At 62.2% G+C, this 21053-nt stretch carries 24 protein-coding genes, 1 tRNA gene and 2 pseudogenes; 10 read left to right on the forward strand and 17 right to left on the reverse strand.

The genetic code is table 11. The annotated features are described in order from the left end of the window. Nucleotides 1–131: 131 nt before the first annotated feature. The 4 genes and pseudogenes from NKJ17_RS11525 to NKJ17_RS11540 all read left to right on the forward strand — a co-directional run. Nucleotides 132–335, forward strand: a pseudogene (locus NKJ17_RS11525) (IS66 family transposase); the annotation flags it as partial. A gap of 35 nt (nt 336–370) precedes the next feature. After that, nucleotides 371–945 (forward strand): annotated as a pseudogene (locus NKJ17_RS11530) (IS66 family transposase); the annotation flags it as partial. Between the two features lie 81 nt (nt 946–1026). Further along, nucleotides 1027–1179, forward strand: coding sequence for a transposase domain-containing protein (locus tag NKJ17_RS11535; protein WP_352506236.1), 153 nt, complete (start codon nt 1027–1029; stop codon nt 1177–1179). 23 nt (nt 1180–1202) lie between these two features. Beyond that, on the forward strand, nt 1203–1757 hold the full coding sequence (locus NKJ17_RS11540) for a DUF6000 family protein (RefSeq protein WP_352688427.1): 555 nt from the start codon (nt 1203–1205) through the stop codon (nt 1755–1757). A 227-nt stretch (nt 1758–1984) separates the two neighbouring features. Here NKJ17_RS11540 and yacG read toward each other — a convergent pair whose 3' ends face one another. The 9 genes from yacG to NKJ17_RS11585 form a co-directional block, all read right to left on the reverse strand. After that, nucleotides 1985–2176: a DNA gyrase inhibitor YacG gene (gene yacG, locus NKJ17_RS11545; protein WP_023677402.1), complete on the reverse strand. Its 192-nt coding sequence runs from the start codon at nt 2174–2176 to the stop codon at nt 1985–1987. Further along, nucleotides 2173–2802, reverse strand: coding sequence for a Maf-like protein (locus NKJ17_RS11550; RefSeq protein WP_352475886.1), 630 nt, complete (start codon nt 2800–2802; stop codon nt 2173–2175). Before NKJ17_RS11550 ends, yacG begins: the two co-directional genes overlap by 4 nt. Nucleotides 2803–2827: 25 nt before the next feature. Then, on the reverse strand, nt 2828–3046 hold the full coding sequence (gene infA, locus NKJ17_RS11555) for a translation initiation factor IF-1 (RefSeq protein WP_006200926.1): 219 nt from the start codon (nt 3044–3046) through the stop codon (nt 2828–2830). Nucleotides 3047–3135: 89 nt separating this feature from the next. Beyond that, on the reverse strand, nt 3136–3603 hold the full coding sequence (locus tag NKJ17_RS11560) for an arsenate-mycothiol transferase ArsC (RefSeq protein ID WP_292663983.1): 468 nt from the start codon (nt 3601–3603) through the stop codon (nt 3136–3138). Nucleotide 3604: 1 nt separating this feature from the next. Continuing rightward, on the reverse strand, nt 3605–4090 hold the full coding sequence (locus NKJ17_RS11565) for a UPF0262 family protein (protein WP_352475885.1): 486 nt from the start codon (nt 4088–4090) through the stop codon (nt 3605–3607). A 2-nt stretch (nt 4091–4092) separates the two neighbouring features. Further along, entirely contained in the window at nt 4093–5385 is a 1293-nt protein-coding gene (gene hisD / locus NKJ17_RS11570) for a histidinol dehydrogenase (protein WP_352688429.1), read from the reverse strand. A gap of 4 nt (nt 5386–5389) precedes the next feature. Then, on the reverse strand, nt 5390–5821 hold the full coding sequence (locus tag NKJ17_RS11575) for a DUF2948 family protein (protein WP_254820565.1): 432 nt from the start codon (nt 5819–5821) through the stop codon (nt 5390–5392). Between the two features lie 93 nt (nt 5822–5914). Continuing rightward, entirely contained in the window at nt 5915–7207 is a 1293-nt protein-coding gene (murA, locus tag NKJ17_RS11580) for a UDP-N-acetylglucosamine 1-carboxyvinyltransferase (protein ID WP_352475883.1), read from the reverse strand. A gap of 157 nt (nt 7208–7364) precedes the next feature. Beyond that, the gene (locus tag NKJ17_RS11585; protein ID WP_352475882.1) at nt 7365–7565 is read right to left on the reverse strand and encodes a hypothetical protein; all 201 of its coding nucleotides are present in this window, start codon (nt 7563–7565) and stop codon (nt 7365–7367) included. 173 nt (nt 7566–7738) lie between these two features. Here NKJ17_RS11585 and NKJ17_RS11590 point away from each other — a divergent pair. Beyond that, nucleotides 7739–7813, forward strand: a tRNA-Thr gene (locus NKJ17_RS11590). 144 nt (nt 7814–7957) lie between these two features. Here NKJ17_RS11590 and NKJ17_RS11595 read toward each other — a convergent pair. The 3 genes from NKJ17_RS11595 to NKJ17_RS11605 form a co-directional block, all read right to left on the reverse strand. After that, nucleotides 7958–9313, reverse strand: coding sequence for a tetratricopeptide repeat protein (locus NKJ17_RS11595; RefSeq protein WP_352688431.1), 1356 nt, complete (start codon nt 9311–9313; stop codon nt 7958–7960). A 57-nt stretch (nt 9314–9370) separates the two neighbouring features. Then, nucleotides 9371–9754, reverse strand: coding sequence for a hypothetical protein (locus NKJ17_RS11600; RefSeq protein ID WP_352644254.1), 384 nt, complete (start codon nt 9752–9754; stop codon nt 9371–9373). Between the two features lie 896 nt (nt 9755–10650). Continuing rightward, on the reverse strand, nt 10651–11268 hold the full coding sequence (locus tag NKJ17_RS11605; RefSeq protein WP_352508629.1) for a cupin domain-containing protein: 618 nt from the start codon (nt 11266–11268) through the stop codon (nt 10651–10653). Between the two features lie 603 nt (nt 11269–11871). On the opposite strand from NKJ17_RS11605, the gene NKJ17_RS11610 reads away from it, so the two are divergent. The 3 genes from NKJ17_RS11610 (at nt 11872) to NKJ17_RS11620 (ending at nt 13263) form a co-directional block, all read left to right on the forward strand. Further along, complete coding sequence (locus tag NKJ17_RS11610; protein WP_352688433.1) at nt 11872–12102, forward strand: hypothetical protein; 231 nt, start codon at nt 11872–11874, stop codon at nt 12100–12102. Between the two features lie 63 nt (nt 12103–12165). Next, nucleotides 12166–12528, forward strand: coding sequence for a hypothetical protein (locus NKJ17_RS11615; RefSeq protein WP_352508631.1), 363 nt, complete (start codon nt 12166–12168; stop codon nt 12526–12528). Nucleotides 12529–12717: 189 nt separating this feature from the next. Then, nucleotides 12718–13263 carry a group I truncated hemoglobin gene (locus NKJ17_RS11620; RefSeq protein ID WP_352508632.1) on the forward strand — a complete coding sequence of 182 codons (546 nt, stop codon included), beginning with the start codon at nt 12718–12720 and terminating at the stop codon, nt 13261–13263. Nucleotides 13264–13355: 92 nt separating this feature from the next. Here the strand turns inward: NKJ17_RS11620 and NKJ17_RS11625 are convergent, their stop codons facing one another. The 5 genes from NKJ17_RS11625 to NKJ17_RS11645 form a co-directional block, all read right to left on the reverse strand. Beyond that, nucleotides 13356–13949, reverse strand: a complete 594-nt coding sequence (locus NKJ17_RS11625) for an SOS response-associated peptidase (RefSeq protein ID WP_352508633.1) — start codon at nt 13947–13949, stop codon at nt 13356–13358. Nucleotides 13950–14032: 83 nt separating this feature from the next. Continuing rightward, nucleotides 14033–14290, reverse strand: a complete 258-nt coding sequence (locus NKJ17_RS11630) for a hypothetical protein (protein ID WP_352508634.1) — start codon at nt 14288–14290, stop codon at nt 14033–14035. 269 nt (nt 14291–14559) lie between these two features. Further along, nucleotides 14560–15087: a hypothetical protein gene (locus tag NKJ17_RS11635; protein WP_352508635.1), complete on the reverse strand. Its 528-nt coding sequence runs from the start codon at nt 15085–15087 to the stop codon at nt 14560–14562. Nucleotides 15088–15597: 510 nt separating this feature from the next. Further along, nucleotides 15598–15798, reverse strand: a complete 201-nt coding sequence (locus NKJ17_RS11640; RefSeq protein ID WP_023677416.1) for a CsbD family protein — start codon at nt 15796–15798, stop codon at nt 15598–15600. Between the two features lie 191 nt (nt 15799–15989). After that, complete coding sequence (locus tag NKJ17_RS11645) at nt 15990–17273, reverse strand: ROK family transcriptional regulator (protein WP_352508636.1); 1284 nt, start codon at nt 17271–17273, stop codon at nt 15990–15992. Nucleotides 17274–17469: 196 nt separating this feature from the next. Between NKJ17_RS11645 and NKJ17_RS11650 the strand changes: the two genes are divergently transcribed. Both NKJ17_RS11650 and NKJ17_RS11655 read left to right on the forward strand, forming a co-directional pair. Then, nucleotides 17470–20028 (forward strand): ATP-binding cassette domain-containing protein, encoded by a 2559-nt coding sequence (locus tag NKJ17_RS11650; protein WP_502900480.1) that lies wholly within the window; start codon nt 17470–17472, stop codon nt 20026–20028. Continuing rightward, nucleotides 20025–21014, forward strand: coding sequence for an ABC transporter permease (locus tag NKJ17_RS11655; RefSeq protein ID WP_352688438.1), 990 nt, complete (start codon nt 20025–20027; stop codon nt 21012–21014). Before NKJ17_RS11650 ends, NKJ17_RS11655 begins: the two co-directional genes overlap by 4 nt. Nucleotides 21015–21053: the final 39 nt, after the last annotated feature.

A 21053-nucleotide genomic window follows, 5' to 3' on the forward strand; every position in this document is an offset into this window, starting at 1 on the left:
TGCCGCGGCAATGGAAGGTGATCCAGCACGTGCGGGAGAAGTTCACCTGCCGCGACTGCGAGACGATCAGCCAGGCTCCGGCGCCGTTCCACGCCACCCCGCGCGGCTGGGCCGGTCCCAGCCTGCTGGCGATGATCCTGTTCGAGAAGTTCGGCCAGCATCAGCCGCTCAACCGTCAGGCTGAACGCTATGCCCGCGAAGGCGTGCCGCTCAGCCTGTCGACGCTTGCCGACCAGGTCGGCGCCGGCGCCGCGGCGCTGATGCCGCTGTTCAGGCGACTCGAAGCCCATGTGCTGGCCGCTTCACGTTTGCACGGCGACGACACGACGGTGCCGGTCCTGGCCAAGGGCAAGACCGAGACCGGCCGATTATGGGCCTATGTGCGCGACGACCGTTCGGCGGCGCCGATCCTCCGGCGGCAGTGTTCTACTATTCCCGCGATCGTCGAGGGGAACATCCCGCGGCGCATCTCGCCGGCTGGAGCGGCATTCTGCAGGCCGATGCCTTTGGCGGCTATGGCGATCTCTATGCGACAGGCCGTCAGCCGGCGCCTGTTCTGGAAGCCAGCTGCTGGGCCCACAGCCGGCGCAAAGTGTTCGAGCTGGCCGATATCGAAGCGGCGGCGCGCAAGAAGGCGCGCGGCGAGAAGCCCAACCTAGTCTATCCGCTAGCGGTTGAAGCCGTGAAGCGCATCGATGCCCTGTTCGATGTCGAACGCGAGATCAACGGCCTGTCGCCAGGCCAATGCCACGCCGTGCGCCAGGAGCGGAGCCTGCCGCTGGTCACCGAGCTCGAGAGCTGGATGATCGAGACGCGCGACAAGCTCTCGCGCGGGCACGACCTGATCAAGGCGTTCAACTACATACTGCGCGCTGGTCATCCTTCACCCGGTTCCTCGACGATGGGCGGATCTGCCTATCCAACAATGCAGCCGAGCGAGCCCTGCGCGGCATCGCTCTCGGCAGAAAGTCCTGGCTGTTCTGCGGTTCCGATCGCGGCGGACAGCGCGCTGCCGTTCTCTACAGCATGATCGTCAGCGCCAAGATGAACGATATCGACCCGCAGGCCTGGCTCGCCGACGTCCTCGCCCGGATTAACGATTACCCGGAATTGAAGCTTGACGAACTGCTGCCCTGGAACTGGCGGCCGTTCGTAAATCAGACCAAGCTTGTAGCATGACCCCTACGGCGCCTTCCGATCACGTGGCACTGCGCAACACGTTTGTGCGCCCCTTTTACCTTAGTCTCCTGCATGCAAATTTCAGACGCCCCGATCGGGCTGATGGCAGCGGCATCAGACAAGCGATCGTAAATGCCGCGAACACCATTTCGGACGAACAAATCGAAAGACTTTTGATCGAGCGCGAGTGGCGGGGTCGCCTCTGTGCTGCTTGGTTTATAGGTCTCAGCAAACGTACTCGCTTCGTCAACTTGATCGGCAAGCTGCTCCTCGCAAGCGAGATGGTTTACTCCGGGCAAGGATACTGCGTAGCGTTGGGCTTAGTCGGAGGCGAGCATTGTGCCGGCCTTTTAAGATCATACCTCAATGCCTACCTACCTCTAAATGGTCGAGTTTATAACCAGAATTGGGCGATAGGAGCACTCGCTCACATCGAAGCTGTCCCCGCTCCAGAATTCCTCGATCAGGCTCTTTGGCGGCATGGTGATTACTTCATGGATCCTCAAAATGGGATCGAAGAATTTAGCAGGATAATCTCTTACCTTTACCAGAACCACATGATCCATGACGCGAGCTGACGACGCCCGAGCCGCTATCTTCACTCGGTGCGCTTAATACCTGCGGTCTTCACCGGATGCGTACAGGCAAAACGCCAGAACCTGTTCCGTCCGACAGTGCCCGGATGGAACAAGTTCTGGACATTGATTTCAGTCGGAAGCGACAGGCAGTCCGCAAGGCCGATCATCGGTCACGATCGCGGCTGCGAAACCGTCCCAAGCCTGTGGAAAACCGCAAGTGGACGGTGCTATTTCTGGTCGTCGTTCTCATCCTCGTCGTCGCGGCCCGGGATGACGTAGACCCCCTTCAGCCAGCGGTTGAGGTCGATGTCCTTGCAGCGCGTCGAGCAGAACGGGTAAGTTTCGCGCGCCGATGGCTTGCCGCATTCCGGGCATGGCCGCTTGGGCCGCAACGGCGTGACCTTGTCGTCCGGGCTCATAGCCGCGTACCCGACAGCCAGTTGGCCTGCACCTTGAAGCCTTCGCCGCTGAGCAGCGCCACCGTCTCGTAGAGCGGCAGGCCGACGACGTTGGTGTAGGAGCCGACAAGCTTGACGACGAAGGCGCCGGCAAGCCCCTGGACGGCATAGCCGCCGGCCTTGCCGCGCCATTCTCCCGACGCGATGTAGGCCTCGATCTCCTCGCGCGGCAGCCGCTTGAAGCGCACCCTGGTTTCGACCAGCCGCAAGCGCTGCTTGCCGCCTGGCGTGATCAGGCAGATGCCGGAATAGACGCGGTGCGAACGGCCGGACAAAAGCCCGAGGCAGTTGGCGGCGTCATCGAGCGTCTCGGCCTTGGGCAGGATGCGCCGCCCGACGGCGACCACGGTGTCGGCGGCCAGCACGAATGTCGGCACGTAGTCGGTCTCGGTCTTCAGCGAGGCCAGCGCCTTCTCGGCCTTCTGCGTCGCCAACCGCTTGGCCAGCGAGCGCGGATGCTCGGCACGCAGCGGCGTCTCGTCGACATCGGCCGGCAGCACGCGGTCCGGCTCGATGCCGGCCTGCTGCAGCAGCTCGATCCGGCGTGGCGAACCCGAGGCAAGCACGAGCTTCTGCAAAATGCCCATCGCGATCCCGGCCGGGTCCTTGAACTTACTTGAAGCGGTAGGTGATGCGGCCCTTGGTCAGGTCGTAGGGCGTCATCTCGACCAGGACCTTGTCGCCGGTCAGAACGCGGATGCGGTTCTTGCGCATGCGGCCGGCCGTATGGGCGATGATTTCATGTTCGTTTTCGAGCTTGACCCTGAACATCGCGTTGGGCAGCAGTTCCGTGACGACACCTGGAAACTCGAGGACTTCTTCCTTCGGCATTCGATACCTTTGCTTGGATGGGTACTTCCAGCGCCCCGGCCGGAAAGTTGCGCGGAACCTATATGATAAACGTCCGCTTGTGAACATGCTTAATCCGCGGCGTTTTCAGCCCCGTTGCCGAGAAAACGGCGGCCGATCCGCGCCTTCAGCCGCTCGCGCACGTCGCGATAGGCAGCCATGATCTGCTCGCGCGTGCCGCTGACGCCGGTCGGGTCGGGCATCGGCCAATATTCGACTTCGACGGCCAGCGAACGGGTGAGCTCGAGCGCGGTGTGGTGGGCTTCCGGCGCCAGCGTCACGATCAGGTCGAAATAATCGTCCTCGAGGTCGTCCATCGTTCTCGGGTGCCGTTCGCCCAGTGAAAGGCCCTCTTCGGCCAGCACGGCATCGACGAACGGATCGCGTTCCCCGCCGCGCACCCCGGCCGAGGCGACGAAGGTGGTGGGCGGGAGCACCTTGCGTGCCAGCAATTCGGCCATCGGCGAGCGCACTGCGTTCATGCCGCAGACAAACAGGATCGAGCGGGGCAGGATCGGGCGGGGCAGCGGGGCGGCCAGTTCAGCCTCGCCAGTGCAGCACGCAAACCAGCGTGAACAGCCGGCGCGCCGTGTCGAAGTCAATCTCGATCTTGCCGGCAAGCCGGTCCATCAGCGTTTGCGAGCCTTCATTGTGCAGGCCGCGCCGGCCCATGTCGATCGCCTCGATATGGCTGGGCGTCGCGGTTCGGATGGCATCATAATAGCTTTCGCAGATCATGTAGTAATCCTTGACGATGCGCCTGAGCGGCGTCAGCGACAGAATGTGGGTGACCACAGCTGCGCCGTCCTCGCGCGTCACGGCGAAAACCAGCCGGGATTGGGCCAGCGACAGTTTTAGTCGGTACGGCCCGGCGCCATCGTCATTGACCGGTTGAAAACGGTTCTCCTCGATCAGGTCGAAGATCGCCACCGCCCGCTCATGCTCGACATCGGGCGTCGAGCGGCCGATCGTCTCGTCGAGCTCGACATCGATCAGCCTGGCGCGGGTTTGGTCGTAGTCGGACATGTCTACATGTTCAGCCGGATGCCGACGGAGCGTCCATGCGCATCGAGGCCTTCCGCCTTGGCGAGCGTAATCGCCGCCGGCGCCAGCGCCCGCAACTGCTCCGGCCCGAGCTTCAGGACCGAAGTGCGCTTGACGAAATCGAGCACCGAAAGTCCGGACGAGAAGCGCGCCGAGCGCGCTGTCGGCAGCACGTGGTTGGAGCCGGCGACATAGTCGCCGATGGCCTCCGGCGTGTGGCGGCCGAGAAACACCGCACCGGCATTGCGCATTCGCGCCAGGAAAGCTTCGGGGTCGTCGATGGCAAGCTCGACATGTTCGGCGGCGATGCGGTCGACCAGCGGCAGTGCCGCCTCGATCGTCGGCACCAGGATCACCGCGCCGAAATCGCGCCAGCTCGCCGCCGCCGTTTCTCCGCGCGGCAGGTTCTGCAACTGCCGCTCCACCGCCTGTTCGACCGCTGCGCCAAAAGCAGAATCGTCGGTGATCAGGATCGACTGCGACGATACGTCGTGCTCGGCCTGGGCGAGCAGGTCGGCGGCGATCCAGTCCGGATCGTTGGTGCCGTCCGCCACAACCAGCACTTCCGAAGGCCCGGCGATCATGTCGATGCCGACCGTTCCGAACACCTGGCGCTTGGCCGCCGCGACATAGGCATTGCCGGGGCCGACGATCTTGGCGACGGGTTTTATCGTTTCGGTGCCATAGGCAAGGGCGGCGATCGCCTGGGCGCCACCGACGCGGTAGATTTCTGAGACGCCGGCAAGGTCGGCTGCCACCAGCACGAGCGGCGGCACGTCGCCGCCGGAGGCCGGCACCACCATGGCGATGCGCTCGACGCCGGCGACCTTGGCCGGCACCGCGTTCATCAGCACCGAGCTCGGATAGCTCGCCGTGCCGCCCGGCACATAGAGCCCCACGGCCTCGATCGCCGTCCAGCGCGAGCCGAGCTCGACGCCGGCGGCATCGGTGTAGCGGTCGTCCTGCGGCAGCTGGCGCTGGTGATGGACGCGGATGCGCTCGCGGGCGAATTTCAGCGCCTCGACCGTTTGCGGATCGGCTGCATCGTAAGCCTGGGCAATGTCGTTCCTGGAGACGGCGATGCCGAGCTCGGCCAGGTCGCCGCCGCCGAATTTCTGCGTGTACTCGACCAGCGCGGCGTCGCCCTCGGCGCGCACCTTGGCGATGATCTCGCGCACCACGGCGTCGACATCGGCCGAGACTTCCCGTTTGGTCAGCAGGAACGCGGCAAAGCGCTGCTCGAAATCGGCGTCGGACTGGCGAAGCGTGATGGCCATCGGCTCAAACCCTGTGGGCCGGGCGCGACGTCGCTTCCCAGGCGCCGCCGACATCGGCAAGCCGCGCCTCGATGCATTCGACATCGAGCATGATCGCGCCGCCGCCCGAAAAGATCAGCTCGACGATGCCGGCCGGCTTGTCGAGCGCGAGAAAGCTGATCGCCAGCAGCGACAGCACTTCGTCGGGCTTGTCGCGGGCAATGCCGCTGGTCTTGGCGCCGAGCACCCGGTCGAAATGCAGCACAGCCTGCCGCCGCTCATTGTGCTGGCGAAAGAAGCCGGATTTGGCCTCCCAGACGAAGCGATTCATGGTCAGCACGAAGCGCTTTACCGAAGGCAGGTATTCAAGATCGCTGACCTTCATGACGGCATCCTGGACATGCGCCGAGATGATGCTCAGATCCTGATCGTCGAGCGCGACAAGCTTGAGGGCCATGCGGATTTCACACCTGAAGGTTGGACTATTCAGCCTTCTGTTAGGCGGTCTTTCCGGTCCGTGCAACCGCGCCACAAGCCCTGCGGAAAGGCTCTAGCCCGAAATGCGCTCGATCTCCGCGCCGCAGCCGGACAGCTTTTCCTCCAGCCGCTCGAAGCCGCGGTCGAGATGGTAGACGCGGTTGACCGTGGTTTCGCCTTCGGCGGCGAGGCCGGCGATGACCAGCGACACCGAGGCGCGAAGATCGGTCGCCATGACCGGCGCGCCCTTCAGCTTCGCCACCCCGTCGACGATCGCGGTCTGGCCGGACAGCGTGATGTGGGCGCCGAGCCGGGCGAGTTCCTGGACGTGCATGAAGCGGTTTTCGAAGATCGTCTCGGTGATGCGCGACTTGCCCTTGGCCATCGTCATCAGGCCCATGAACTGCGCCTGCAGATCGGTCGGGAAAGCCGGGAATGGCGCCGTCGTCACGTCAACCGGTGAAATGCCGGCGCCATTGCGCCTGACGCGGATGCCGGAATTGGTCTGCGTGATCTCGGCGCCGGTCTGCGAAATGATGTCCAGCACCGTCTGCAACAGGTCGGGCCGCGCGCCTTCGAGCACGACGTCGCCGCCGGTCATCGCCACCGCCATAGCATAGGTGCCGGTCTCGATACGGTCGGGGATCACCCTGACGCGCGCGCCCGACAGCGCCTCGACGCCGTCGATGGTGATGGTCGCCGTGCCGGCGCCGGAGATCTTCGCGCCCATGGCGTTGAGGCATTCGGCCAGGTTGACGATCTCCGGCTCGCGTGCGGCGTTTTCGAGCACCGTCTCGCCCTTGGCCAGCGAGGCCGCCATCATCAGCACATGGGTGGCGCCGACCGAGACTTTCGGAAACACATAGCGGTTGCCGACAAGCCGGCCGTTCCTGGTTTTGGCGATGACGTAGCCGGTGTCGACGTCGATATCGGCGCCCAGCGCCTGCAGGCCTTCGAGGAAGAGGTCGACTGGGCGCGTGCCGATGGCGCAGCCGCCGGGCAGCGACACCTTGGCTTCGCCCATGCGGGCCAGCAGCGGACCGATCACCCAGAACGAGGCCCGCATCTTCGACACCAGCTCGTAAGGCGCCGTCGTGTCGACAATGTTGCGGGCGGAGAAAGTGATGGTGCGCGAATAGCCTTCCTGCTGCTTTTCGCGGCGGCCATTGACAGAGTAGTCGACGCCGTGATTGCCGAGGATGCGGATGAGCTGCTCGACATCGGCCAGATGCGGCACGTTTTCCAGCGTCAGCGTGTCGTCGGTCAAAAGCGAAGCGATCATCAGCGGCAGCGCGGCGTTTTTCGCGCCCGAGATCGGGATGCTTCCGGCAAGCTTGTTGCCGCCGACAATTCTGATGCGATCCATGAAGAGCGTCCCCTCGGCTAAAAGGCCGTTTTAAATCGGTTGAGTCTGTTGCCGCCATCTAGACCATTGGCCGGCTTGGTTCAAGAAACAGGCTATTCCCCACTTTGGCCCACGCTGATTTGGCCAAAGTACCGGCGACCAACATAGCCGATTCGCATTAATCTTTTTTCATCGCCGCCTGCAGCCCGTCCGGCCGCTGGTCGGCGTCGCCGGTCCTTCGTGAGCGCAATTGCGCCTTGCGCTTCTGCAGATTGGCGCGCAACTGCTCGGCCAGCCGGTCCTTGCGGCCAGTTCCTGCCTTTTTCGCGGAACCATCCTTCTTCGGTGGCTTGTTCGGAGAAACTGCCTTGTCGTTCATCGTTCCGTCCCCGGCCCGGCGACCCGCCGGTACGGATCAAGGGATAGCCAACATTGTGGCACGGCCATGTCCGCAACGATCGCCTGGTGCGGCCTTTCAACCCGGCCCCGTTTGTGCCCTTGTCTTGGCCTTGCGCTTGCCGGTTCGATATGGCAGAAGCCCCGCCATCGGCGGCTGCGGTAGCTCAGTGGTAGAGCACTCCCTTGGTAAGGGAGAGGTCGAGAGTTCAATCCTCTCTCGCAGCACCAGATCACCTACCCAGCACACGTCAGGCCAACGGCGAAGGTGGGTCTTTGTCAGCAGGGAGGCGCCGTTCCTGGGCGACACGCGGCTGACCCGACCGACTTTGTTGCCACCGACAGAGCCCCGGAACATAATACCCGCAGCGCACCCTATGGAGTTACGCCCAGGGCGCGCAGTGCCTTGCTTGCCGCGACATATTCGATGAAATCGCGGGGGCAGTCGCGGACGGCTAGCCGGTAAAGTCGCAAGGCCTTGTCGGGATGGCCCTTGAGTTGGTGGAACTCCGCGGCATAAAAATCGGCCTCACACACATTTCCCCGGTTCCTGCTCGGGACCGGGTCGTCTGCTTCGGCGAGTGCCGATTCGGGCGTCTGCTCCCCAAGGAACATGCGAACGAGCGGGGCAGGCCATTTGGTCATGTCCAACTTACTGGTAGCCTCACGCAAATTGCTAACGCCGCTATTGCGCTGCTCCGCCAGATCCGCCCAAATCGCATAATAGGCATTGTCGGGTGCTAGTGCTGCCGCCGTGGCAAGATCGGCTTGCGCTTTCGCCGGATCTCGGCCGTAGAAATAGTAAATTCCCCTGCTTCCATACGGGTTGACATAGGTCGGATCGAGTGTGATCGCCTGGCTATAATCGGCGACGGCGCGCTCTGCATCACCCTTTGCGCCCCATGAAATGGCCCGGTTATTGTAAGCGTAGGGGTGTTGGGGATTGAGGCTGATCGTCTCGTCGAAATCGGCGATGGCGCGGTCGAATTCGCCCATCCTGTTGAAAACGAAGCCGCGGTTGTTGTAGGCCTCCAGATATTTCGGATCGAGCTCGATGGCGTGGCTGTAGTCGGCGATGGCGCGAGTGTCGTGGCCCTTGTGAGCCCAAGCGAGACCGCGGTTATAGATGGCCATGGCTTTTTCCGGATCGAGCTCGATCGCCCGGTCGAAGTCGCTGATGGCGCTGTCGTTCTCGCCCTTATCGAGCCAAAGAAGTCCGCGCTCGTTGTAGGCATCGGTGTCGTTCGGATCGAGGGCGATGGCGTTGTAGTAGTCCACCATGGCCAGGTCATTGTCGCCGCTGTCAGCCCAGGCGATCGCCCGGTTGTGGTAAGCGTTGGCGCGACTCTTCGGGCTTCGCGCCCCGTCCTCGATGATCCGCGTGCAGGCGGCGATCCGCTGTGAGCCTGCAGCGGCGCCTCCGCAATCGTCAGTATCCTCAGCCAAGGTAGGGGCAGCGAGCGCAAGCAGCACAACAAGACCGACCAGCACCCGCTGTGCCGCTTGAATTGACCGTTCGATTGGCCGCCCATCAAACATCATGCCAGCAGATTTCGGATCACAATTGCGGGTTGTTGGTCTCCTGCCAATCTGATCAAACAAATCCTGGTTCTGCGCAAGGCATCGCCGCAAAGAAAATGGGTTGATAAATATTGGATTGAGCTGATCGCGAGATGTGGGCTTGCTCGCGCTCGAGTCCGCGCTCCAAAGGAGGCTAGGTCGTAAACTCATAAATGCGGAATGACCAAGATGGGTGAAATGGGAGCTGTCCTTAAAGGTTGCGGAGGTTCAGCCGGGGATAGGGGTGCGGAAGCCGTGAGTGTCGCAAAGCTTTTTGGCCCTGCCATCGACTTTGGAGTCACTATCAATTTCTTCGACTTCGACAGCCCCATCCGTCTTATGCGCAAAGAAGAGAATGGAGGTCGACATGCTGCCACCATCCGTAAGCCCACAAAGGTAGACAACCCCACTTTCTCCCATGCGAGCCATCGCGATCCACACTGTTGGTTCCGTCGAGATGGCAAGGTGCTTCCGGATTGCAAGCTTCAAGGGAGCTACATCGCTAAGCGTAGTGTCGTGGGGAAAGGTTTTCTCGGTGGCGTCTTGAGCTAATGCCGAACTAGTCCACGCTCCGACGACAATCCATGCAAGAAGAATCAAACCTCGCGTCATCCGAACTTCACCGGTGCAGGTTGCCTTTTGTGATTAGGATGTTTGCGAAGGGAAGGTATACAAGTCGGAAAGCGTCCGCAATGCGTCGGTGAGACCACATGGCACGCGATGCTCCCAGCGAAACTCTGGCAAGAAATAGATCGCTTAGGGCACTTAGCTAGGCCTCGATACCCTGCTTACTGTCGTCTACGTGCCGAGTCAGTCCTGGTGGGGTATCAAAATGAAAGACCGTAACTCGGCGATCCGGCGTCGGCTCAGTTCCATCGCAAAGAAACAGGCACTGAGCACCACGACACGGCGCCGGACCACAGGTGGGCTGCTCATCGGGTTCGTGGCTGTGTTTCCTCTCGCAGCACCATCGAATTCAGCATGCACCTGTTAGCGTCAACTGGTCGCTAGTATCCCGGGCAGACTCCCGCATCATTCGAACCACACTGAAGCGATCGATGACAATCGCACCCTGGTGCGCTTCTCGTGTTTGGGCCGTACTTCACCAGACGACCGTGAATGCCGACGAGGAGTTGTCTTTGCCATTGGCTTAGGTGACCGCGACCCAGCGCAATCTCGATGCGGGTCTGAGGCCAGGCACCCTGGCGAGGGCTGAGGCGACCAAGGCCAAGGCCGTTGTGGAGGCCAAGCAGCTCATGGCCGTCATTGGGCCGCTGAAGGGGCCGGTCGGAACCCCAGTCAGATCGCGGCAACGCTCGCTGGCATGGGGGTGGCGACGCCCCCGAGCGGGAAGTGGACGGCTATGGGTCAGGCGAACCCAATCCCATGGCGTTGGGGCCAAAACCCAACACCCTGAAGGACCCGAGTTCGACCCCAGGGCGGACATTCTCAGCTTGTTGACCGATTGTCTGCAACAGAGCGGAAGTACCACCCTGGGAAATGTCGCCTCAGTCGAGGCTGGCCGGCGACGAGAACGGCTGATTGGCGTCGACCACGAAGATCGCCAGCTCATCGAGATCGGTTGTGCCGGCGCTGAACACCTCCATCGGCGTGTTGGCCCCGTGTCCGATCATGGCCGTACCAGCTTCAGCATAGGTCATTCCGTGGGGCGTTCTCTGGCCGAGCTTGCCGGTCAGCACATAGAAGGCCTCCGGTCCCGGATGCGTATGGATCTTCGTCTTGACGCCGGGCGCTCCACCGGCGCGGTTCACGCGCAGCAAATACTCGCTTGCCCTGATCGGAGGGACCGGTCCGATCTCGACGACCTTGGTTCCGCCGGTCGTAGAGCCATCCTTCGGTCCAAGCGTGAACAGCCAGACCTTGCCTGCGACCTCCGCCGCAAGCGAGGTCGGGCCCGCAGCGCTTTGGGCCTGCGCCAGCGTTGGGAAATTTTCCAGCCGCCAGTACAACGGTCCGGAGGGCAGTTCCTTCACCTTTTTCTCAACCACCGGCTCGACGGCGAATTTGCTGTCTGCGGGCATTGCGGCTGACGTTATCAGCCCGAAAGCACACACCGAGAATATAAGCAGGCCAATACGGCGGGCGCTGAGGGAATGCGGCTTCATGGTTGGTCCTCCCTTTCATGGTCGCCCCCTCGACCAAATATTAGCTATAGCACATGTACCGCGTTACGGCACTGACCAAGTTTCGGGTCACCCTAGAGCGCCTGCCGCCAAAGAAGACTGTTCATGATGCCAAACCGTCTAGGAAGAGTTTTCAAATAGTTTCAAATATTGGAACTCGGTCGTCGCGGTGGCACTGGCTGTGATGGCGATTGTCAGGGGCGGAAGGCCTGGCTCCTCCGCGTCGTCAAATGGGTAGCCGACGGCCCCGTTTAGGGTTCAAAGCAGTCTTGCCCCCAGGCTACTGTGTCTGACGTGAGCCCAACGGTCCACCCGTCCGAAATCGGCCCGCGCATGGCGGGCAGCTCCGTTCGGGCGGGCGCCCGAAAATGCCTGAATGCCAAGCGTCTCGCCATGATAGGAAAATGCCAAGGTCGAGGCACAGTTCCGGTCGCACGCGCCATGATGCGCATGGGGAAGCGCTCTGGTCTGCCCCCGCTGCAGGCGACTTAACAAAGCTTGCAGCCGGGAACAATCGCTCAATGACTCGCGTTTCTTGCGAAGACCCGCTTCTTTTGCACGGGCAGCGGCCTCGAAGGCTCGCAAATGTCGCGCCGGCGTTTCAATCGCACCCGCCTCAGCCCTCACGATTTGGCTATTTGTGAACGCGTGTTTGATCAGGTTTGCGCAGATGACATTGACCCTCTAAGCCTGGATGCCGAAGCCTTGGCGGTGATGATTGTCGCAATCTTCCGAAACGTGACTACCAATGAGCGCGAACTGCTGGAAGAAGTTAGGTTTCTTCGTCGCTCAAAAGGCGCAGAGAAGGCGCATTAGCTTGGCGGCGTTCCGAGGCGAATTGGCCTAGTCCCGCTTTGGCACAGCCATTTGGTATCTGAATTGCTCATTGAGAATCGCCAGAGTGTAGCCACCGAGCTTGCGAAGGGGATGGAAATGGGCTTAGCCGAAGACTTATCAGATGTCGCGCTCACATTCGAATGTCCGGATTGCTTGCATCCGGCGGTAAGAAAGGGCTCTGCACTAAGAACAATCGCGCACTTCAAATGCGACGGGTGCAACGCAAAGGTGCGGATCACCTATCCGCAGAAGCTAGCGATCTTCGAAAAGCACAGGCTATTGGCCGCAGGCGACCGCCGCCAGCAAGGCCAGGAACACTACGGTGCCCGCAACAACATCGATCGGGCCGCCGATGCGGCCGAAATGGCTTCGCGACCGCTGCCGCGCGCGGCGACGCGTGCTTAAGCCTTCCTCATCCGCGCGACCTTTACGCATGTTGACCACAGCAATGCCGTCCATCGGAATAATTCGGACGAAGGGTGCGTTAGTTCATTAGATGATGCTAAAAATACGGCAACGTGTCCGAATGTCACTTCATGAAGCCCGCCAGACAGGCTGCGGCTTGCTCTGGCCTAACCTCGAAGGGAACCAGGGATGAAAATTTCGACCTCTTTGACAAGACGAAGTGTTGTCGCCGGGCTGGCGCTGGCCGCCGCATCGACGTCGGTATTGCCTGCCGACAACGCACTCGCCCAGGCTAAGAAAACCACATCGGGGAAGACTCTATATGAGCGCCTGGGTGGTGTGTTCGCCATCGCGGCGGTGATCGATCATTTCAGCGACGCCGTCGTGATGAACCCGATTGTCGGCAAGAAGTCCAAGAACCCACAATTGCGCAAATGGCACACCAAGAACCTTGAAAGGTTGCCCGGCCTCAAGTTCATGCGGACGCTGTGGGTCTGCGACGTTTCTGGCGGGCCCTTCAAGTTCGTCGCCACCAAGCCCGGCACGACGCCGCTCGGCCTCGAGGAGGCACATCGCGACCTGCGGATTTCCCCCGCGGAATTCGATGAGGTCGCAGCGGAACTCGGGCGGACCTTGGATCATTTCAAAATTCCGAAGCCTGAGAAAACCGAAGTCCTGGAAGCTTTCGCCGCTCACAAGGACGAGGTCACCGCCGGCTACGTCAAGCCGGGCTGAAGCGCTTATATCGCGCGGGCATTCGTTCTGAGCATGGGGCGCGGCGCCGTGGCTATGCGGCGCAGCCGCACCGCGCAATTTTCCGGTGGTTCCTACTCCGAACCCGCCCGAGCTGTCTCCACTCTGAGCGACCCTTCCGGCAACGGGCGCAGGAGTTCAGCCTCGGACCTCGTCAAGTGGATCCAGGCCGCCCAGTCCGATGGCCGCAGCACAACCACTTGCCGGTTGTGATATGGCGCCACGTCCGGCCCCGGCTCGCTCGTCAGCATCGTGAACGTCGGCGGCTTGTTGCCGATACCCTCGCGCCACAACCCGGCAATCGCCATGAACGAATGGCCATTCAGCGTGAACCTGTGCTTGGTTTTTGGATATTTCGTTCCCGTGAATTCGAAGAATGCCGACGCCGGAACGAGACAGCGCTTGCTGTTGCCGAACTGCCGGCCCTCCGAGCGAAAGTTGAATACAGGTCCGCCTTTTGGCCCGGCCGGGGGAAAGCCGAACGTCATCGACGCCAGTTCGATTGCGTCGCCGGCGGCGCGCATTACAGGCGCGGGGTCGTTGATGTGGATGTCATCCGCCTGCGGCAGATCCAGTTCGCTTTGATGGCTGGGGATTTTGAGCGCCAGCGATTCCATCATCCTGCAGTATTCGGCCCAGGCGATGTGCTGCTCGTAGTCGTTGCACATGGAAAGGCTCCGGACGCTCGACCGAGATCAGTTCAATCCATAGCGTCTGGTTGGCGCTGATTGCCGGCGGATTTGATATAAGCCTATTTGGGCCGGCGTGCGGCAGCGATGGTCTGCAACAGATTGATGCTGTTCACGTCGGGTTGACTGGATGCGGCGACCGCAAGTGCGGCGGCCTCGGCTATTTTCGCGACGTCGTCGCTGCTGATCGTTCCGCGCTTTTCCAGCAGGTTTACAAGCTCGACAACGAGAAGAAAGGCGTTCACACCATATCGTTCGGCTTTGAGCTCGAACTCGCCTCGGGCCAATTTCTCCCTGTCTCCTTCAGCCCGTTTGTCCACGTCGGCGTCCTCTCCTATGGCTACAAGCTATTAACGCTTAGCACGAATGGTTTAATCCTTCGAACTGGCCACAACCTTCGCCAATTGCCGGGCATAGTGTCGCCGGTGGCAAGGGCATGGGTTCGGTTCAGCCAAGGATGAGACCAGCCAACAGAATGGTAAGAATAAAGGACAACTCGACGGTAAGTAGCCCGCATGCTTCCAAAGTGTTGGTTTGCCAAGCTTTCGTCGGGCGCCTCCGGTTTGAATTCCTGTTTCGCGAACCAACTTCATCGGGCACTAGATCGGACGCGGAGCCGGCTTGAATTTGGCAAAGCGCTCCTCTTCATCGGCCCGGAAGGCATCTCCGCGAAACTCCGGAGCACCGTATGCGCGGCGCCGGCCTGCCTTTCATCGACCCGGGCCATCACCAGTATGACACCCTCAGCGATCCTCGGCTTGCGCGGCTTCTGGGCGAAATTGGCGAAAGTTCCGAGAAGCACGCCGGCAAAGCCGCCCCACGCCGCACCGACCAGAGCCATGCCGGTCATCCCCGCAGGATCGACGTCTTGAGCTCCAAAAGCGCTGAAACCGGCCAACAGACCAGCCGTGGCGCCAAGTGCGGCACCGGCGACGGCGCTCCGCCAGACAGCGCTCATCTCATCGTCGTAATATCCAGCAACGCTGATCGGTTCATCGTTGTCGTTGTAAGATCCGACGACGCTGATCTGGCGGCGGCGAATCCCGGCAGCCTGAAGCGCGGCAACGGCACGTGCTGCCTGGGCATGGGAATTGAACAGTCTGCTGATTGTTTGCATTTACGCCCAGGCCCGACGCTCGTTAGCAGCGTCGGGCCTCTCCTCCCTGGCTTTGAACTCTTCCGCCCGGACGCATCTTCGTCGCGCCAAAGCTCACCACAACGTGAGCCAGCCGGCTACGTTCCTCAGCCGAGGCTTCGGTCCAACCCCAGAGTGTCTTGCTTGGGACCTAAGTCTGACCAGCTTGGGCGTGCTGAGGCCATGCCGCGCGGGGAAGGTCGCCGGCTCGAAGAGAGGGTTCAGATGCTATCGCAGACCCAAAAAACTCAAAATGGCTATTATGATCACGATCGCGCCGACCAGCCAGATAATGTTGTTCATGATTGCACTCCTTCGCCTCCGGGCGGGGCGCACGCCGGGGCGAAGCCCGCCACGCAAGTAGAACATTAGATACGGCTAAAGGTTCCTCGCGGGGCCTCGCTGTCGAAAGAGCCCACCGCACCAGTCGGCACGGCGGGCGAGGCAGAGTTTCACCCCGGTGGGGGCAGAAGACGGCGTTGCGTCCAAGGCTCAGCTGATGCTTCTGGACCAGTCATCAACCTGGCGCTCCGCCTCTTCCTTGGCGATGCCATATCGCTCCTGGATACGCCCCAAGAGCTGGTCCCGGTTGCCCTCGATCCGATCAAGATCATCGTCGGTTAAGTCACCCCACTGCTCTTTCGCCTTGCCTTTGAACTGCGTCCATTTTCCCTTGATTTGATCCCAGTTCATATGTTCCTCCTTGCTTCCTGGGCCCGCACTGAAGCGGAGCGCGGACCGATCGGCATTTCAATGTCGGTGACGAATGAAGATTAGCGGCCGCTAAAAGTTCCGGTGCCGGCGCAAAAAGCCCGCCGTGCCCGTGCCGGACTGCGAGGTGATGTTGATGATGCCTGGAGCTTGATGCTCCTTGCAGCGCCACCCTATCCCGTTGAAGTCGCTGAGCTTCTTCCTGGTTGGCTTTGGCTGGCAAGTCTCGACAGGCTGCCCAGCAGCATCGTTCTGTCCTTGCCGATCATCAGCACGCCGCTGTCGGGCGCCAACAGTGCCGAGAACGGCAGCATCGCCGCGCCGATCGGCGAAGCCTCGGGGCCGAATTGTCCCGATACGATTTCCGGCGCCACGATGCCGATGGCGCTGATCCTGTTGAACTGGGTCTGCACCTTTGCCAGCAGCTCGAGATGGATCGGCCGCGGCAGGATGCTGTCGAGAACGATCGCCTCGATGTCGATGACCGAGGTGATGGCGATGATCGCCTCGACCAGCGCATTGACGCAATCGTCGATCCATTCGGACAGCGGCTCGCGCGCCCCCGGCGGCAAGGGGTCGAGTTCGCGCACGCGATTGATTTCGATGCCGCGCGATTTGAGATGATTGACCAGCACATAGATCGAAGCGCGATGCAGCAGGCTCTGGTAGCGCGCCGGCTTGGCCGCCACCGAATCGAGGCTTGAAGGCGAGACCGGCAAAGGACCGAGCGCGGCGCTGTTGCCGTGCGGCCCGGTGTGGACCTTGCCGCCTTGCACCAGTCCGCCGCCGACAAAGGTGTCGATCGAGATATGCATGAAGTCGCGGAACCGTGCGCCGGTCCCTTGGATGAGCTCTGCGAGTGCAGCCGATGACGCGTCGTTTTCCACGAAGACCGGGGTCTTCGGCTTTGTGGCGAAGAACGTCGTCAGATCGATTGCTTCCCAGCGGCTGCCAAGGTCGTCGGGAAAGCCGAGTTCCTCGCTCCAGCCGCCGAGGAAATACGGCGAGGCGATGCCGACGCCGACGATGCTGGCATCGTCAAGCCCCTCGATCAACTTGTCGAAATTGGCCAGCGACATGTTGCCGGCCTTTAGCACCATGTCGGGGTCCGGAAAGCGATATTCGTGCGACTCGCGCGAGCGGACCTCGCCGGCGAAGTCGACGAGCACGGCTTCCAGCGCGCGCCGGCCGATCTTGATGCCGACGCTGTAGATGCGCTCCGGTGCAAGTCGGTAGAGAGTGGACGGCGATCCGCGTTGTCCGAACCTTTTTCCCACTTGCTTTACGAATCCCGATGATTCCAGCCCGTCGACAATAGCGGCGACCGCGGCCGGCGTCAGATTTGCGGCGCGCGCCAGGTCTGACTTGGATGCCTCCTTCAGGCGGCGGATGGCATCAAGCACGAAACGCTCGTTATAATGCCGCACCTTGACCGAATTGCTGCCTTTTCCGGACAAAACCGGCGCCTCCCCATTCATTCCCGCAGAGTCACTCCAGTCGTCGGCAGCTTTGGGACTGCCGTGGGAGAGAGCACTCAAATCGCACCCGTGCGCGACGCGACAGTGCCCTTCGCGGCCATGGAAGTCAATTTTCCAGTTGCGGCATTCAGCCATTTAATATAGCAAATTGAAAAAACAGGACCAGGGAGGAAAGGTGCTGCACTTGGGCGCATTAGGCGAAGCCGACGCCATGGTGAAGAACGACGCGGCTGTCCCCGTTGCCCTGGTTCAGGCGACAAAAGCCTTCGGCGGCACGATTGCCCTCAAGGACGCGTCCTTCGAATTGCGCTCAGGCGAGGTGCTGGCTCTGCTTGGCGAAAACGGCGCCGGCAAGAGCACCTGCGTAAAGCTGCTGGCCGGCGTGTATCTCCCGACCGGCGGCCATGTCGAAGTCGATGGCAAGCCTGTGGTCTTCCATTCGCCGCACGACGCCCAGGCTGCCGGCATCTCGGTCATGCACCAGCACCCCGGTCTTTTCCCTGATCTTTCGGTGGCGGAGAACATCTATCTCGGCCATATGCCGTGCGACCGCTTCGGCGGCATCGACAACGCCGCCATGCTTACCGGCGCGCGCAGGGTGCTGTCGACAGTCGGCCTCGACGTGCCGGCCGAAACCCGGCTCGGAACGTTGCGCACCTCCGAACAGCAACTGGTCGAGATCGCCCGCGCCCTGTCGCTCGACGCGCGGGTGCTGATCATGGACGAGCCGACGGCCGCCCTGTCGCAGCGCGAGGTCGAGCGGCTGTTCACTGTCGTCGCCGACCTGCGGCTGCACGGCGTGGCGATGATGTTCGTCGGCCACCGCATGGACGAAATCTTCCGCATCGCCGACCGCATCGCGGTGCTGCGCGACGGACGTCTCATTGGCGTCAAGCCGAAGGCCGAGCTTGGCCGCGCCGCCGCCATCGGCATGATGGTCGGCCGCGAGGTGACCGACCTCTATCCGCAACGAAGCCACGCCACCGGCGCACTGGTGCTGGAGGCGAGGGGGCTTTCGCACGCCGGTGGCTTTTCCAATATCGACCTCAAGCTCCATGCCGGCGAGGTGCTCGGGCTCGGCGGCCTGGTCGGCAGCGGGCGGACCGAGATCGCGCGCGTGCTGTTCGGCATCGACCAGCCCGATGCCGGCGAAATCCTGATCGACGGCGAAGCTGTGCGCTTCGCCTCGGCACGCGACGCCATGGATGCGCGCATTGCCTATGTCTCGGAAGACCGCATGGGCCAGAGCCTGGTGATGGATTTTTCCATCCTCGACAATGCGGTGCTGCCAATCCTCGACGAGGCAGCCCGCTCCGGCTTCTACGGCACGAACCGCGCGACCAACCTGGTCTCGGACTGGCTGAAGCGCATGAAGCTTCGCTTTTCCGGCTACGCGCAGCCGGTGAAGGAACTGTCCGGCGGCAACCAGCAGAAGGTGGTGTTGGCCAAATGGCTGCGCACCGAACCGCGCGTCCTCATCCTCGACGAGCCGACGCAAGGCATCGATGTCGGCACCAAGGCGGAAGTGCATGCGATGATCGCCGACCTTGCCGCCCAGGGCATGGCCATCATCCTGATCTCCTCCGAAATGCCCGAACTCATCGGCATGTGCGACCGCATTATCGTCCTGCGCGAAGGCCATCGGACGGCCGAATTTGCCAGGGGCGAAGCCACTCAGGAAAAGGTGCTGGAAGCAGCGACGAAAGCCGGCGAAAGCGCCGGCCCGGTAGCACAGGCCGCCGGCGAGGAGAAAAGAAAAGGGCCGCTCGACATACTGAAGCGGCGGGAGTTCGGCCTGCTCGCCGCGATGCTGGCGGTCGCGATCCCGGTCACCATCATCAACCCGCGCATGGTGAGCGCTGCAAACCTGACCGCCGTGTCGATGGATGCCGCGCTGCTCGTGGTTGCAGCACTCGCGCAGATGCTGGTGCTGATCACCCGCAACATCGACCTTTCGATCGCCGCGGTGATTGGCCTGTCGGCCTACATGGCGGCCAGCATGGTCCAGGCCTATCCAGGGCTCGACATCGGCATCGGGCTGATGACCGCATGCGCCGTCGGTGGCGTCGCCGGCCTGATCAACGGCCTCGTCGTCACCAGGGGAAAGATCCCGGCGATCGTCGTCACGCTGGCCTCGATGTCTATCTTCCGCGGCTTCAACTCGATCTGGGCAGCCGGCGACCAGATCAGCGCCGACGAAGTCACGCAAGCCTGGCTCGACATGACCGGCCTGAAGATCGCCGGCGTGCCGCTGATCGTCGTCATCGCAATCGTCATCCTGTGCCTGGGCTACGTGCTGCTCTATCGCACCGCCTTCGGGCGCGAATTGTTCGCCGCCGGCTCCAATCCCGACGGCGCGCGTCTGATCGGCATCCCTGTCGACCGGCGCATTCTGCTGGCCTTTGGCATGGCCGGCCTGCTCGGCGGCCTGTGCGGCGCGCTGTGGGCATCGCGCTATGCGACCATCGACGCCCGCGTTGCGCTCGGCTTCGAACTCACGGTGATCGCGTCAGCGGTGGTCGGCGGCGTCGCCATCCGCGGTGGTTCGGGCACGCTGCTCGGCATCATTCTCGGAGCCCTCACGCTGCTGGTCATCAAAAACGGGCTGACGCTGGTGCGCGTCGATCCGCTGTGGCTGCAGGGCGTCTACGGCCTGGTGATCCTGGTCGCCATCGGCATCGACACCTTCATCGTACGGCGCGCCGAGCAGGCAAGACAGGCGAGGGCGCGGTGAAAAAGTTCCTCCGGTCGATCGACTTCTGGGATCTGCTGCTGGCGACCTCCTGTGTAGCCATCTTCCTCTATGCCGTGATCTTCGTGCCGAATTTCGTTTCCGGCTTCAATCTCTCGCAACTGGCCGCCAGCGCCTCGGAAAAGGCATTGCTGATCCTGCCGATGACGCTGCTCATCATCACCCGCGAGATCGACCTGTCGATCGCCTCGGTGCTGGCGCTGACATCCGTCGTCTTTGGCTTGCTGGTCCAGGCCGGTATGCCGACGCTTGCCGCAATTCCGCTGACACTCGTCGGCGGCGGCCTGCTCGGCGCCTTCAACGGCTATCTGGTCTCGGGCCTTGGACTGCAGTCGTTGGTTGTGACGCTCGGCACCATGGCGCTCTATCGAGGCCTTGGCTACATCCTGCTCGGCACCGGCTCGGTCAACATCCTGCCGCCCGCGGTCGTCGATTTCGGCATCAACAACCTGCCTGGCACCGAGATACCGTGGACCATCGTGCCCTTCCTGGTGCTGGCGCCGGTGTTTGCGGTCGTGCTGCAGAAGACGCCGACCGGCAAGCGCATCTACGCGCTCGGCGGCAGCCCCGAAGTGGCGCGCTATTCGGGCATAAACACGCGGCGGATGGTGCTGAACCTGTTCGTCGTCTCGGGCGTTGTCGCCGCCATAGCCGGCATCGTCTATACCGCGCGCCTCTCCAACGCCCGCGCCAACAATGCGCTCGGCATGGAGCTCGACGTCATCACCATTGTTCTGCTCGGCGGCGTCAGCGTCTTTGGCGGCAAGGGCCGCCTGACCGGCGTCATGCTGGCGCTGGTCCTGATCGCCATCATCCGCAACGTGCTGGCGCTCAACCAGATCGGTGGCGACGCGCAGGGCATGATCATCGGCCTGCTTCTGATCGGCTCGCTGCTGGTCGGCAATTACTGGCGCTCCACACAGGAGCTGCTCAGCAGATCCCGCGCAATGCGCGAGACAAAGGGGTGATCTCGGGCCCCTTCCTTCAAGCCCGAATTTTGACGGAGG

Source organism: Mesorhizobium sp. M0208 (genome assembly GCF_040322015.1).
GTDB lineage: Bacteria > Pseudomonadota > Alphaproteobacteria > Rhizobiales > Rhizobiaceae > Mesorhizobium.